This window comes from Komagataeibacter sp. FXV3, assembly GCF_015155755.1.
Classification (GTDB): domain Bacteria; phylum Pseudomonadota; class Alphaproteobacteria; order Acetobacterales; family Acetobacteraceae; genus Komagataeibacter.
Genome location: NZ_VWPI01000161.1, coordinates 1 through 15,117, shown reverse-complemented (window position 1 = coordinate 15,117; position 15,117 = coordinate 1). Strand labels below are relative to the sequence as shown.

Annotated in this window: 13 protein-coding genes; 8 read left to right on the top strand and 5 right to left on the bottom strand. The window is 59.3% G+C overall.

Annotation, left to right across the window (positions count from 1 at the left end; all coding sequences use genetic code 11):
* Positions 1 to 101 precede the first annotated feature (101 nt).
* The 3 genes from F1542_RS14995 (at position 102) to fdxA (ending at position 3,535) form a co-directional block, all read left to right on the top strand.
* Positions 102 to 2,714 carry a helicase-related protein gene (locus F1542_RS14995; RefSeq protein ID WP_193733742.1) on the top strand — a complete coding sequence of 871 codons (2,613 nt, stop codon included), beginning with the start codon at positions 102 to 104 and terminating at the stop codon, positions 2,712 to 2,714.
* Positions 2,715 to 2,719: 5 nt separating this feature from the next.
* Positions 2,720 to 3,013, top strand: a complete 294-nt coding sequence (locus F1542_RS14990; protein WP_193733741.1) for an RNA-binding S4 domain-containing protein — start codon at positions 2,720 to 2,722, stop codon at positions 3,011 to 3,013.
* A gap of 189 nt (positions 3,014 to 3,202) precedes the next feature.
* Positions 3,203 to 3,535 carry a ferredoxin FdxA gene (gene fdxA, locus F1542_RS14985; RefSeq protein WP_193733740.1) on the top strand — a complete coding sequence of 111 codons (333 nt, stop codon included), beginning with the start codon at positions 3,203 to 3,205 and terminating at the stop codon, positions 3,533 to 3,535.
* Positions 3,536 to 3,658: 123 nt separating this feature from the next.
* On the opposite strand, the gene cyoD is transcribed toward fdxA, so the two are convergent.
* From cyoD to F1542_RS14960, 5 genes are all read right to left on the bottom strand, one after another.
* Positions 3,659 to 3,988 (bottom strand): cytochrome o ubiquinol oxidase subunit IV, encoded by a 330-nt coding sequence (gene cyoD, locus F1542_RS14980; protein WP_026018424.1) that lies wholly within the window; start codon positions 3,986 to 3,988, stop codon positions 3,659 to 3,661.
* Positions 3,988 to 4,593: a cytochrome o ubiquinol oxidase subunit III gene (gene cyoC, locus F1542_RS14975; protein ID WP_010507645.1), complete on the bottom strand. Its 606-nt coding sequence runs from the start codon at positions 4,591 to 4,593 to the stop codon at positions 3,988 to 3,990. The genes cyoD and cyoC overlap by 1 nt, the downstream gene beginning before the upstream one ends.
* The gene (cyoB, locus tag F1542_RS14970) at positions 4,593 to 6,587 is read right to left on the bottom strand and encodes a cytochrome o ubiquinol oxidase subunit I (protein WP_193733739.1); all 1,995 of its coding nucleotides are present in this window, start codon (positions 6,585 to 6,587) and stop codon (positions 4,593 to 4,595) included. The genes cyoC and cyoB overlap by 1 nt, the downstream gene beginning before the upstream one ends.
* Positions 6,588 to 6,592: 5 nt before the next feature.
* The gene (gene cyoA / locus F1542_RS14965; protein WP_026019544.1) at positions 6,593 to 7,519 is read right to left on the bottom strand and encodes a ubiquinol oxidase subunit II; all 927 of its coding nucleotides are present in this window, start codon (positions 7,517 to 7,519) and stop codon (positions 6,593 to 6,595) included.
* Positions 7,520 to 8,171: 652 nt separating this feature from the next.
* Entirely contained in the window at positions 8,172 to 8,948 is a 777-nt protein-coding gene (locus F1542_RS14960; protein ID WP_193733738.1) for a Bax inhibitor-1/YccA family protein, read from the bottom strand.
* A 193-nt stretch (positions 8,949 to 9,141) separates the two neighbouring features.
* On the opposite strand from F1542_RS14960, the gene thpR reads away from it, so the two are divergent.
* From thpR to F1542_RS14935, 5 genes are all read left to right on the top strand, one after another.
* Complete coding sequence (thpR, locus tag F1542_RS14955) at positions 9,142 to 9,693, top strand: RNA 2',3'-cyclic phosphodiesterase (protein ID WP_193733737.1); 552 nt, start codon at positions 9,142 to 9,144, stop codon at positions 9,691 to 9,693.
* Positions 9,694 to 10,155: 462 nt separating this feature from the next.
* Positions 10,156 to 12,375: a PQQ-dependent dehydrogenase, methanol/ethanol family gene (locus F1542_RS14950; RefSeq protein WP_026019545.1), complete on the top strand. Its 2,220-nt coding sequence runs from the start codon at positions 10,156 to 10,158 to the stop codon at positions 12,373 to 12,375.
* Positions 12,376 to 12,428: 53 nt separating this feature from the next.
* Entirely contained in the window at positions 12,429 to 13,835 is a 1,407-nt protein-coding gene (locus F1542_RS14945) for a cytochrome c (protein ID WP_227672774.1), read from the top strand.
* A gap of 141 nt (positions 13,836 to 13,976) precedes the next feature.
* The gene (locus F1542_RS14940; RefSeq protein WP_193733735.1) at positions 13,977 to 14,681 is read left to right on the top strand and encodes an NAD-dependent deacylase; all 705 of its coding nucleotides are present in this window, start codon (positions 13,977 to 13,979) and stop codon (positions 14,679 to 14,681) included.
* 9 nt (positions 14,682 to 14,690) lie between these two features.
* Positions 14,691 to 15,117: uracil-DNA glycosylase family protein (locus F1542_RS14935; RefSeq protein ID WP_193733734.1), on the top strand; the 427-nt coding region annotated here is incomplete at its 3' end.

Here is a 15,117-nt window from a genome sequence, read left to right as displayed (position 1 = left end):
TTGCAGCAGGGTGCGTCCCCTGTCCGGGCAACGCAACACCCCAGCGCCGCCGGCATGTGGTTTTGCTTGCATTTGCCGCCACTTGGCCGGAGCATGCATTCATGACGGGTGTACCCACGGGCACTGGCGGCCCCCATCGCGCAGCGGCCGGACATGGTTCCGGCCCCCATACCGATATGCTGGTCCGGGCGGTGCTCGGCCCGACGAATACCGGAAAGACCCATCTGGCCATAGAAAGGCTGCTTTCACATTCCAGCGGCATCATTGGCTTTCCCCTGCGGCTGCTGGCGCGCGAAAACTACGACCGCATGGTGGCGCAGAAGGGTGCGCATGCCGTCGCCCTGATCACCGGCGAGGAAAAGATCATCCCGCCAAAGGCACGCTGGTTTTCATGCACGGTGGAGGCCATGCCGCTGGACCGGCGCGTGGAATTCGTGGCGGTGGATGAAATCCAGCTTTGTGCCGATCCCGATCGTGGCCACATCTTTACCGACCGGCTGCTGCATGCGCGCGGCCTGTCGGAAACGATGTTTCTGGGCGCGGACACCATACGCAACCTGATCCGCCGCCTTGTGCCCGGTATCGAAATCGAACACCGCCCCCGCCTGTCGCAACTGACGCATGCGGGGGCGTGCAAGCTGACGCGCCTGCCGCCGCGTTCGGCCATTGTCGCCTTTTCCGCGGGCGAGGTTTACGCCATTGCCGAACTGCTGCGCCGCAGGCGGGGGGGATGCGCCATTGTCATGGGACAGCTTTCACCCCGCACCCGCAATGCGCAGGTGGCGCTGTATCAGGAAAAAGAGGTTGACTACCTCGTCGCGACCGACGCGATCGGCATGGGGCTGAACATGGATGTCAACCATGTGGCCTTTGCCAGCCTGTCCAAATTCGATGGCACGCGCATCCGTCCCCTGACAGCGGGGGAAATTGCGCAGGTTGCGGGCCGCGCCGGACGCGGGCTGCGTGATGGCACGTTCGGCACCACCGGAACCTGTCCACCCCTGTCCGAGGAACTGGCCGAAGCGGTGGAGGAACACCGTTTCGACCCGCTGACCCGGCTGGCATGGCGCAACAGCGACCTTGATTTCTCCTCTCCCGACCGGCTGCTGTCCAGCCTCAACCGCCCCTCCCCCCGCGTCGAACTGATCGCAGGGCATGAGGCAAGCGACGTACTCGCCCTGTCCGCGCTGTCGGGAAACAGCGATATCCGTCCGCTGGTCCATTCCCGCGCCGCGACGCGCCTGTTGTGGGAAAGCTGCCAGATACCCGATTTCCGCAAGCTGGGCGATGACAGCCATATCCGCCTGTGCGGACGGATCTTTACCCACCTGATCCATGATGGCCGCATCCCGTCGGCATGGATGGACAGCCAGATCACTCATTTTTTCCAGACGGCAGGTACCATAGACTCGCTTATGCAGCGTCTGGCGGGCATTCGCGTGTGCAGCTATATCGCCGCCCGCCCCGGCTGGGTCGCCAATGCCGAACACTGGCAGGCCCGCACGCGGGAGGCGGAGGACAGGCTGTCCGATGTCCTGCATGAACAGCTGACCGCGCGCTTTGTGGACCGTCGCGCCACCACCCTGATCCGCCGGCTGGATGAAGGCGGGCACGACAACCTGCTTTCCGCCGTGACGGCACAGGGCAATGTCGTGGTCGAAGGCCATGAGGTCGGCCGCATTGCCGGGCTGGACCTGATCGCGGGCGAACATAGCGATGCGGAAGACGGGCGCCTGCTCATGCGCGCGGCACGGCGGGCGGTCCGCAGCGAAATCCCGCGCCGTGTCGCGGCCCTGGTGCAGGATGATGACCAGCAGTTCACCTTTTCCGCCGATGGGGCGCATATCCTGTGGCAGGACATGCCCATTGCGCGGATGCTGCCGGGCAGTGACCTGCTGTCGCCGCGCCCACAGGTGCTGGATAACCCGCTGCTGGACAATGCCCAGCGCGAACGAATCCGCAACCGCCTGCAGACATGGCTGGGGCAGGTCGTGCGCGAGCATCTTGCGCCGCTGTTTGCCGTTCAGGCCGCGGTGGCCAGCACGCCGGACCTGCGCGGCATCATCCATCGCCTTATGGAAGGTGCCGGGGTTGCCCCGCTCCATCGCGGTGAACGTCCCGGACATGACATGATCCATCGGTTGAGACGGCTGGGGGTACGGGTGGGACACTACAGCCTGTTCATGCCGGCGATCCTGAAGGAACGCCCCATGCAGCTACGGGCCTGGCTGGTGGCGATCAGCCTGAATATGCCCTGCCCGCCCCTGCCCGCCATGGGGCGCGTTACCCTGCCGCCGGATGCACTGCCGCCCGCCTTCATGGACCGGATGGGATGGCTGGATGCGGGACCAGTGCGGATCAGGCTGGATATCGCGGAAAAATTTGTCATCGAACTGGCGCGCATGACACGGCGGGCCCCCATACCGCTACCGCCCCACCTGGCGTCCCGTCTGGGGATACGACGCGAAATGCTGCCTGCGGTGATGAAAGGGCTGAACATGCGTGTGTACCATCCGCGCCCCATGGCGGCCAACCGCTACGGGCCACCCGCCCCGGTCATGATCCGATTCCTGTCCGAGCACGAAAATGGCGGCCGGGAAAAAACCGTGGGGACCGCATCAGCCCGCAATGGCAGGCGACCGGCGGCAGCCCAGCGTCCGCGACGGGCCGACAGCCCCTTCGCCGCTCTCGCCACCCTGTTCAATCGCTCTTGACCGCCATGACACAGACCCCTGATCCCATCATGACCCAGCGGCTGGACCTGTGGCTGCTTCATGCCCGTTTCGGTCGTACCCGCAGTATCTGTGCAAAGATCGCATCAGGCGGCCATGTCCGCATCAACCGCCAGCGCGTGACCAAGGCGCATGCGCAGGTGCATGTGGGCGATATCCTGACCCTGCCATCCCCGGACCGGCAGACCGTGATCGTCATACGTGTTGTGGCCTGTGCCGGGCGGCGGCAATCCGCCCCACTTGCACAACTTCTGTATGAAATTGTTCCGGAAACTGTCTGAATATTGTGGCCAACAGGCCAATACAGACCATGATTATGCATTAGCCGTCGTCTTGGGCTTGCCACGGCCCGAAAACACTCTCATATCTTCCGCCATTCCTGATGAGGTCATGCCCCATGCGGTACCTCATCCCTTTTAATGGCCGGGCCTATTGCCGCAGGCCGAACAAATAATGATCGGAGATAGGCGATGACCTATGTGGTCACCGAAAACTGCATTCGCTGCAAATTCACAGATTGTGTCGAAGTCTGTCCGGTTGACTGCTTCTACGCCGGTGAAAACTTTCTGGTAATCAACCCGGACGAATGCATCGACTGCGGTGTGTGCGAACCGGAATGCCCGGCTGAGGCCATCTTCCCCGATAGCGATGACCGTGCGACCCCCTGGGCCGAACTGAACGCCAAATATGCCGCCGTGTGGCCCAACATCACACGCAAGATCGACGCCCCGGCCGATGCCGAGGAATGGAAAGACAAGCCCAACAAGAAAGAGATGCTTTCCCCCGAACCCCAGAAAGGCTGATCGCCGCCTTTCCCATCGGGTTGCACCATAAAAAAAGACCGGCACGATTGCTCGTGCCGGTCTTTTTTTATGCCGTCTGGCCCGGGGGCAGTTCCCTGCCCCCGCACCCTGACATGACACCGCTTAACGCGACATCATGTTGATGGCCGTGTCGTGCATGATGAACATCGTGCCGGCCACAAGGACCAGGACCGAAAGCACCGTGAAGACAAATGCCATGACGTTCCAGCGCTGTTCGGACGAACCGTTCATGTGCAGGAAGTAAATGAGGTGAACAACAATCTGCACCACCGCCAGCAGGGCAATCGCCCCGCCGGTGCCGGCCGGTGACATCGCATGCGACATCACCAGACCGAAGGATGCAACCGTCAGGATAACGGCAAGTACGAACCCGGTAAGGTAAGACCCTACACTCCCGTGGCTCTCTCCCGAGGAAGAAATATGGTCTGCCATCAGATCACACTCATCAGATAGACAAAGGTGAAGACACAGATCCAGACGATATCCAGAAAGTGCCAGAACAGGCTGAGGCAGGTCAGCTTGCCGATCATGCGTTCATTCAGCTCGGTCTTGCCAGCCGTCTGGAACAGCAGGACAGCCATCCACAGCAGGCCGCAGGTGACATGCAGACCATGCGTGCCAACCAGCGTGAAGAAGGCGGACAGGAACGCACTGCGATCCGGGCCATTGCCTTCGGCAATCATGTGAGAGAACTCACGGATTTCCATGAACAGGAAGCCCAGCCCCAGCAGGAAGGTCACCCCGAGCCAGGTCCGCATGGTGCTGACCTTGTTCTCATGGGCGGCAATCATGCCGAAACCGTAGGTGATGGAGCTGAACAGCAGGATTGCCGTTTCAATGCCAACACCCGAAAGTTCGAACACTTCGTGGCCGGTCGGACCGCCGGCAAACTGGTCACGCAACACCGCGAACACTGCAAACAGTGTACCGAAGATGATGCAGTCCGTCATCAGATACAGCCAGAACCCGAACACCACGGGAGATTCGTGGTGTTCATCATGGGCATGGGCTGCATCAGCAGTCATGTTTTGCGCCATTATTCCGCTGCCTGTGCTGCCATAAGGTTATGGGTGTGCTCCTGCTCAATGCGAACCACCTCGGACACCGGCACATAGTAATCGACGTCGTTGTCGGACGAACGGGCGATCACCGTAGCGATGACACCGATCAGACCAACAGCCGCCAGCCACCAGATGTACCAAACCGCACCGAAGCCAAGCACGAAGCTGAAGGCACCGATCAGGAAACCGCATGCCGTGTTTTTCGGCATATGGATCGGCTGATAGTTGCCACCGGCCTGACGCGTGTCGATACCGGCTTCCTTGTCATGGGCAAAGGCGTCCAGTTCGTGGACTTCCGGCAGGATGGCGAAGTTGTAGAACGGCGGCGGCGAAGACGTGGACCATTCCAGCGTACGTGCGTTCCAGGGATCGCCCGTCAGGTCACGGTTTTCAGCCAGGTTACGATCACGGATCGAGACATACAGCTGGGTCAGCTGGCACACGATACCAAGCGCGATCAGAACCGCACCCACTTCAGCAATCAGCAGCCAAGGATGCCATTCGGGGTTGTCATAGTGGTTCATACGACGGGTCATGCCTTCGAAACCGAGGACATAAAGCGGCATGAACGCAACATAGAAACCAACGAACCAGCACCAGAACGCGCGCTTGCCCCAGGCTTCGTTCAGCTTGAAGCCGAAAGCCTTCGGGAACCAGAAGTTCATGGCAGCGACGTAACCGAAATACACACCACCGATAATCACGTTATGGAAGTGGGCGATAACGAACAGGCTGTTGTGGAGAACGAAGTCAGACGCCGGGATTGCCAGCATGACACCGGTCATACCACCGATGGAGAAGGTGATCATGAAGCCGATCACCCAGTACATGGTCGCGTGGAATTCGATACGCCCCTTGTACATCGTGAACAGCCAGTTGAAGATTTTCACCCCGGTCGGAACCGCGATGACCATCGTCATGATACCGAAGAACGCGTTGACGTTCGGGCCGGCACCCATGGTGAAGAAGTGGTGAACCCAAACCACCAGCGACAGGACCATGATGGAAGCGGTCGCATAGACCATGGTCTTGTAGCCGAACAGCGGCTTGCGGGAGAAGGTCTGCGTGATTTCGGAGAAGGCACCGAAGGCAGGCAGGACAAGGATGTACACTTCCGGATGGCCCCAGCCCCAGATCACGCTCAGATAGAGCATCTGGTTGCCGCCGCCGTCATTGGTGAAGAAGTGCATGCCCAGGTAACGGTCCAGACCCAGAAGGCCCATGGCCACGGTCAGGATCGGGAAGGCAACCATGATCAGCACGGTCGTGCAGAAGATGGTCCAGGTGAACACCGGCATACGCATGTAGGTCATGCCCGGCGCACGCATCTTCACGATGGTCGCGAAGAAGTTCACACCCGTCAGCAGCGTGCCGACACCGGACAGCTGCACCGCCCAGATGTAGTAGTCAACACCAACACCGGGGCTGAACTGCTGTTCGGACAGGGGCGGGTAAGCCAGCCAGCCGCACTGCGAGAACTCACCGATGAACAGCGAGACGTTGACCAGCAGGAAGCTGATGGTCGTCATCCAGAAGCTCAGCGTGTTCACGAACGGGAAGGCCACGTCACGCGCACCGATCTGCAGCGGCACCACGATGTTCATCAGACCCTGCATGAACGCCATGGCCATGAAGAAGATCATGATCGTGCCGTGTGCGGAGAAGATCTGGTCATAATGGTGCGGCGGCAGGTAGCCGGGGTTACCGGCATAGGCCAGCGCAAGCTGGGAACGCATCATGATCGCGTCCGCGAAACCACGGAACAGCGCCACGAGTGCGACAACGATATACATGACACCAATGCGCTTGTGGTCGACCGAGGTCAGCCATTCACGCCACAGGTAGCCCCATTTACCGTAATAGGTGATGAGACCCACAACGGCCAGGCCAGCAATGGCCGCACCGATGAACGTCCCAACAAGGATCGGCACATCATAAGGAATGGCCGACAAAGTTAATTTGCCTAACATCTGTCCTATTCCTTCATGTTCATGTCGGACATCGCGGACTGCTGCACATGCAGCATCTTGCCGGTGCTCTTATCCATGACCATGCCGTTGTTGTACTTGGCAACGATGTCATCAAAGAGACCCGCATCGACATGCGAGAAGTATTCAACCGGGTTGGCCTCGCTCGGCGCGGCCAGCTTCGGATAGCTTGCGCTGTCCAGCTGCTCGGAAGAAGCCTTAACCTTCTCGACCCACGCGCTGTACTGGTCCGCAGGCATTGCCAGCGCACGGAAACGCATGTCGGAGAAGCCACGGCCGCTGAAGTTGGAGGATTCACCCTGGAAATCACCAGCTTCATTCGCGATCAGGTGCAGCTGTGTCTGCATCCCGGCCATGGCGTAGATCATCGTACCGAGCTGCGGGATGAAGAAGGAGTTCATCACGGAGTCAGAGGTGATCCGGAAATCAACCGGCGTGTTCACCGGCATGGCCATCTGGTTGACGGTCGCGATCCCTTCATCCGGATAGATAAAGAGCCACTTCCAGTCCAGTGCCACAACATCGACATGAATAGGCTTGACGTTGGCTTCAGCCTCAAGCGGCTTGTACGGGTCAAGCGAATGACATGTCTGATAGGTCAGCACCGCCAGGAACAGGATGATCAGGCTGGGAACGGCCCAGATAACCACCTCGATCTTGTTGGAATGCGACCATTTCGGCAGGTATTCCGCCGCAGTGTTGGACTGACGGTACTGCCATGCGAACAGCAGCGTCAGGATACATACCGGTATCACTACCAGCAGCATCGCGTAGGTCGAGGTCAGGATCAGGCTTTTTTCCTGAGCACCGATCACGCCTTTGGGGTCGAGCGTATCCCATGAACAGCCTGCTAGCAGCGCTGCCGAAGATAGGCTCATCAGCTTCGTTAATCTTGGCAAGATTTTTTTCTTCATCTCACGCCTCGTTGGTTTCGACATCACCCTGTTTTGCTCACATCCTCGCTTCATCCACGGGCTTAGACAACAACGGCCACGTTATACGCTTGGCAGGGAAAATGCATCCGACTTTCCCCTGGCACCCAGCGACATCGCGCCTACGTCGACTTCCGAAATCGACACACGGCCTTTTTCGGTTTGCATCCGTCATGAGTTAGTTGCCGACCGGCTGACCATGATCTTGATCAATACGGCCCGCCAGACCTTACGTAATTATTACTGTCAGGGCAGATCGGACCATAAATCGCGACGCCGTCCTGTGTGCTGAAGCGCATGTTCTGTGCCGCATACCCTTTCATATAGTTTTTCTATTCAAGGGTTATCCGACCTGAATGGCCTCAGAGGCAAGCCTTCACATAATATTTCAATAGATTTCATTGCTAAAAATTTATCTAAGAAAATCATTATTTTACAAAGGGTTGTCCGAGTGTCATGAACCTCACACTCATGTCATCTTATATTTTCTATATATGAATAAGTCTTATCTTTTTTAGCCGTGCGCATGGCTGGCAACCCTTTCCATGCAAAAAGGGCCGCCACTTGCGTGACGACCCTTCCATATTCTCATACCAGACTGAAATGGTACAGTTTCTGCAGGACTCCTGCACCCTCAGTCGTTGCTGTTGTTACGCACACCCATGAACTGCAGCAGGAACTGGAACAGGTTGATGAAGTTCAGGTAAAGGTTCAGCGCGTCATAGACCGACCGCTTCGCCGCCTGCTCCGGCCCTTCGTAATAGGCGAACTGCTGGTAATTCGCCTTGATCTGCTGCGTATCGAACATGGTCAGGCCGACAAACAGCAGCACACCCACGGCGCTATAGACAAAATACAGACCCGGGCTGTGCAGGAACATGTTCACCACGCCTGCAATGATCAGACCGAACAGCCCCATCATCAGGAAAGAGCCGAAGCGACTGAGATCGGTACGAGTCGTGTAACCCCAGATCGACATGGTGCAGAATGTCGCGGCGGTAATGAAGAACACCCGCGTCACCGACACCCCGGTAAACACCAGGAAGATGTTGGACATGCTGGCACCCATCACGCCACAGAACAGCCAGAACAGGGTCTGCACCGCCTGCGTGGACAGCCGGTTCACGCCAAACGACATGACCAGCACAAAACCCAGCGGGGCAATCATGGCCAGCATGGACAGCGCCGTTGGTTTCAGCGCCATGCCCATCGGGGTGGGCACATGCTGGTAGAACAGGGCCTGCAGGCTGGTATTTGCGATCAGATAGGCAACCAGTCCGGTCAGGACCAGTCCGGATGCCATCCAGTTATAGACCCGCAGCATATAGGCACGCAGGCCCATATCAACGGAACCTGCGGCACTATCAGCGGCGGGGCGGATGAAACTCCGCGAATCAGGGCCAAAAGCCATTGTGTTTCCTTCCTCCACGTCTTGACTGACGTGCCTCTCCCAGCATGTGGGACCATATTAGAACACGTTCAAGATCAGGAGCGTGTCCAATACATTACAATACGGCAAACATGCCGCGGGTACATCACCTTATATATACTGTACACCGCTCATAACGGCATATGCCTTTTTCCCTTGTCCACAGGTATTCGTCATGCGTCTTTTTGTTGGTCTTGAACTCCCGCTTCCGTCGCTTCATGCGATAGGCGAATTACGTGGCCGCCTACCGGATGTTACGTGGCGACCGCCGGAATCCTACCACCTCACGCTGCATTTCATCGGGGAGGTTACCCATCCCCACCTGCACGAGGAAATCCATCACGCCCTGTCCGCCATCCACGCCGCGCCACCTGTCCTGCGACTGGGCGGTACGGGGCTGTTTACCCCTGCCCGGCCGAATGGGCCGGACACATTGTGGATTGGCTGCACGCCCGACGATGCCCTGACCGCGCTGCGTGAGAAGGTACGCAAGAGCCTGAACCGCGCGATCCCGACCGGGGCCGAGCGGAACAGCCGCCATTTTACCCCGCATGTCACTGTCGGCCAGATGCAGCGCCCAGACCAGGACCGTCGGCAGCGCTGGCTTGCGACCACCGTTCCCCCGACGGAAGCGCAGACGATCGGGCATTTCACCCTATTCCAGTCCATACGCCATGCCGATGGACCGTTTTATGAACCGCTGGAACATTATCCGTTACAGTTCTGATTCTCTGTGCCAGACGCCCGACATGGCTGGAAACAGGAGTCTTATGTGGCCCGGCATCTATTACATTTGTGAATAATAAAAATATTTTTCTTATCAATGATTGTGAACCACCTGCACGTGACCAACAGACACACCTTGTCATTCTTCCTGAAATATCAACAGATTTTAGGAAAATCCGCGGGATTTCGAACTATCCGTTTCATTGCTTCTGAGACAGTATGTTCACGTTTTAGTGAGGCTGAACACTAAAATGTCAGAAGACGGACGTGCTAGCCTCAGTATGTTCGGATGAAACGGACCACCTGCTTTGTCTTTGCTGCCTGAAGCCGGTTTCCTGTCTGGCCGGAAAAGAAGCGCTGCCGTGCTTTTTTTGCCGGATACATTCAGAAAGCGGCTCCAGGCAGAAAGTTGCAGCGGCGGCATCCTGAATTCGAAACCGTTAGTTTTCTGAGGACATCACATATGATTTCTGCCGTTTTCGGAAAAAGACGTTCTCTGAGCAGAACGCTTACAGCCGGAACGATATGTGCGGCTCTCATCTCCGGGTATGCCACCATGGCATCCGCAGATGACGGGCAGGGCGCCACGGGGGAAGCGATCATCCATGCCGATGATCACCCCGGCAACTGGATGACCTATGGCCGCACCTATTCTGAACAGCGCTACAGCCCGCTGGATCAGATCAACCGTTCCAATGTCGGTAACCTGAAGCTGGCCTGGTATCTGGACCTTGATACCAACCGTGGCCAGGAAGGCACGCCCCTGGTTGTTGATGGCGTCATGTACGCCACCACCAACTGGAGCATGATGAAAGCCGTCGACGCCGCAACCGGCAAGCTGCTGTGGTCCTATGACCCGCGCGTGCCCGGCAACATTGCCGACAAGGGCTGCTGTGACACGGTCAACCGTGGCGCGGCATACTGGAATGGCAAGGTCTATTTCGGCACGTTCGACGGCCGCCTGATCGCGCTGGACGCCAAGACCGGCAAGCTGGTCTGGAGCGTCAACACCATTCCGCCCGAAGCGGAGCTGGGCAAGCAGCGTTCCTATACGGTTGACGGCGCACCCCGTATCGCCAAGGGCCGCGTGATCATCGGTAACGGTGGTTCCGAATTCGGCGCCCGTGGCTTCGTCACGGCGTTCGATGCGGAAACCGGCAAGGTCGACTGGCGCTTCTTCACGGTTCCGAACCCCAAGAATGAACCGGACCACGCTGCATCCGACAGCGTGCTGATGAACAAGGCCTATCAGACCTGGAGCCCGACCGGCGCCTGGACCCGCCAGGGTGGCGGCGGCACGGTATGGGATTCCATCGTGTATGACCCCGTGGCCGACCTGGTCTACCTGGGCGTGGGCAACGGTTCGCCGTGGAACTACAAGTACCGTTCCGAAGGCAAGGGCGACAACCTGTTCCTGGGCAGCATCGTCGCACTGAAGCCGGAAACCGGCGAGTACGTCTGGCATTTCCAGGAAACGCCGATGGACCAGTGGGACTTCACCTCGGTCCAGCAGATCATGACGCTTGACCTGCCGATCAATGGTGAAACCCGCCACGTCATCGTTCATGCACCGAAGAACGGCTTCTTCTACATCATCGATGCGAAGACCGGTGAGTTCATCTCGGGCAAGAACTACGTCTATGTGAACTGGGCCAGCGGCCTTGATCCCAAGACCGGTCGCCCGATCTACAACCCCGATGCGCTCTATACCCTTACGGGCAAGGAATGGTACGGCATCCCGGGTGACCTTGGCGGCCATAACTTCGCGGCCATGGCATTCAGCCCCAAGACCGGGCTGGTCTATATCCCGGCACAGCAGGTTCCGTTCCTGTACACCAACCAGGTCGGCGGCTTCACGCCGCATCCCGACAGCTGGAACCTGGGTCTGGACATGAACAAGGTCGGTATCCCCGACTCGCCGGAAGCCAAGCAGGCCTTCGTGAAGGACCTGAAGGGCTGGATCGTGGCATGGGATCCGCAGAAGCAGGCTGAAGCATGGCGCGTGGACCACAAGGGTCCGTGGAACGGCGGTATCCTGGCAACTGGCGGCGACCTGCTGTTCCAGGGCCTGGCGAACGGTGAATTCCACGCCTATGACGCGACGAACGGTTCCGACCTGTTCCACTTCGCGGCAGACAGCGGCATCATCGCACCGCCTGTGACCTACCTTGCCAATGGCAAGCAGTATGTCGCGGTTGAAGTGGGCTGGGGCGGCATCTATCCGTTCTTCCTTGGTGGCCTGGCCCGTACCAGCGGCTGGACCGTCAACCACTCGCGCATCATTGCCTTCTCGCTCGATGGCAAGTCCGGCCCGCTGCCCAAGCAGAATGACCAGGGCTTCCTGCCCGTCAAGCCGCCGGCACAGTTCGACAGCAAGCGTACTGACAACGGTTACTTCCAGTTCCAGACCTATTGCGCCGCCTGTCATGGCGATAACGCGGAAGGTGCCGGTGTGCTGCCTGACCTGCGCTGGTCCGGGTCCATCCGTCATGAGGACGCGTTCTACAATGTTGTCGGCCGCGGCGCGCTTACCGCCTACGGTATGGATCGCTTCGACGGTAACATGAACCCGACCGAGATTGAGGACATCCGCCAGTTCCTGATCAAGCGTGCGAACGAGACCTATCAGAGGGAAGTTGATGCCCGGAAGAACGCTGACGGTATCCCCGAGCAGCTGCCGTAATCTCCCGGTTTTGACAATTTTTCGCATCAACGCGACGCATGATGGTGAACATAATGATCAACAGACTTAAGGTGACATTCAGCGCGGCAGCGTTTAGTCTGCTGGCAGGGACGGCATTGGCACAGACGCCAGATGCTGACTCCGCGCTGGTCCAGAAGGGGGCATATGTCGCGCGACTGGGTGACTGCGTAGCATGTCATACTGCTCTCCATGGACAGTCGTACGCAGGCGGGCTTGAAATCAAGAGCCCGATCGGTACGATCTACTCCACGAACATCACACCGGACCCGACCTACGGTATCGGCCGCTACACCTTCGCCGAATTCGACGAAGCCGTGCGCCATGGTATCCGCAAGGACGGCTCCACGCTGTATCCGGCCATGCCGTATCCCTCCTTCTCGCGTATGACGAAGGAAGACATGCAGGCGCTGTATGCGTACTTCATGCACGGGGTAAAGCCGGTCGCACAGCCGGACAAGCAGCCGGACATTTCCTGGCCCATGTCCATGCGCTGGCCGCTGGGCATCTGGCGCATGATGTTCTCGCCTTCGCCGAAGGACTTCACGCCGGCGCCAGGCACGGATGCGCAGATCGCACGTGGCGATTATCTGGTTACCGGCCCCGGGCATTGCGGTGCGTGTCATACCCCGCGTGGCTTCGCCATGCAGGAAAAGGCGCTGGACGCAGCTGGTGGACCTGACTTCCTGTCCGGTGGCGCACCGATCGACAACTGGGTTGCGCCGAGCCTGCGCAACGACCCTGTCGTTGGTCTGGGCCGCTGGTCCGAGGATGACATCTACACCTTCCTCAAATCCGGTCGTATCGATCATTCCGCCGTATTCGGTGGCATGGGCGATGTGGTGGCATGGAGCACCCAGTACTTCACCGATGACGACCTACACGCCATCGCGAAGTACCTGAAGAGCCTGCCGCCGGTGCCGCCGTCACAGGGCAACTACACCTATGACGCGTCCACCGCGAACATGCTGGCTTCGGGTAACACCGCCAGCGTTCCGGGCGCCGACACGTATGTGAAGGAATGCGCCATCTGTCACCGTAACGACGGTGGTGGCGTGGCCCGCATGTTCCCGCCGCTGGCTGGCAACCCGGTCGTCGTGACCGAGAACCCGACCTCGCTGGTGAACGTGATTGCGCATGGTGGCGTGCTGCCGCCAAGCAACTGGGCACCGTCCGCAGTGGCAATGCCGGGTTACAGCAGCTCGCTGTCCGCCCAGCAGATTGCTGATGTGGTCAACTTCATCCGCACCAGCTGGGGCAACAAGGCACCCGGCACCGTTACGGCCGCGGATGTCACCAAGCTGCGCGACACGGGCGCGCCGGTTTCCAGCTCTGGCTGGAACAGCATGAGCAGCGGCTGGTCGGTCTTCCTGCCGCAGCCTTACGGCTCGGGCTGGACGTTTGCTCCGCAGACGCACACCGGTCAGGACGCCGCACAGTAAGGCGGATGGGTGGTCCCCCACCGGGGACCACCTTCTCCTGATACAGTGACTGAAAACCGCCATGGGTTCCGCCCATGGCGGTTTTCTTATGTACGGCAATCCCCCACACTGGGTCGGGCAACCGACAGGGAAAATGTCATCATGCAGCGTATCGTGGCCCTGACCGGGGCGGGCATAAGCCAGGAATCGGGATTACAGACCTTCCGGGGCGCGGACGGCCTGTGGAACCATGAACGGATCGAGGATATCTGCACACCACAGGGCTTCCAGCGTGATCCCCTGCGGGTGGACCGTTTCTACAACGACCTGCGGGCCCGTTTGCCCACCGTCCATCCCAATGCCGCCCATCTGGCGCTGGCGGAACTGGAACGCGCGGGACGGGAAGGACGCTGGGACGGGCATGTCACCGTCGTCACCCAGAATATCGATGATCTGCATGAACGCGCTGGCAGTCACAACGTCATTCACATGCATGGTGAACTGCTACGCCTGCGCTGCACCGCCTGCGGCGCGACCCCGGTATGGCGCACGGACTGTTTCCCCGATACGCCGTGTCCTGACTGCGGTCAGCCGACATTACGGCCTGACATCGTCTGGTTTGGGGAAATGCCCTACCATATGGAGACGATTGCCCGGCATCTGGCGGCATGTGACCTGTTCGTCGCCATCGGTACGTCCGGCGTGGTCTACCCTGCCGCCGGTTTTGTGGACAGCGTGGCCGGACATGCGGATACGATGCTGTTCAACCTGGAAATCCCGCCCGGTCCCTCCGCCTTTGACCAGGCCATTGCAGGCCCTGCCACACGCACCGTACCGGCATGGACACGCGACCTGCTGGAAGCGTAAAGCTGGGCCATGGCCGAAACACTGGAAGACCTTCTCGACGCCATCCGCGCGTGCCAGACCTGTGCCGCCCACCTGCCGCTTGGGCCGCGTCCGGTACTGCATGTCTCGCGCACGGCGCGGCTACTGATCGCAAGCCAGGCCCCCGGTACGCGCGTGCATGAAACAGGGCAGTCCTTCAACGATGCATCAGGTGACAGGCTGCGTGGCTGGATGGGAATCGACCGGGCCACGTTTTATGATTCCAGCCGTGTCGCACTGGTTCCCATGGGGCTGTGTTATCCAGGCAGGTTGCCAAAGGGTGGTGACTGTCCACCCCGGCCCGAATGCGCACCGCAATGGCGCGCGCGCATCATGGCGCAGATGCCCGATATCAGGCTGACACTGGTGGTCGGATCCTATGCCCAGCTGCATATCCTGGGCAAGGGACGCGTCAGTG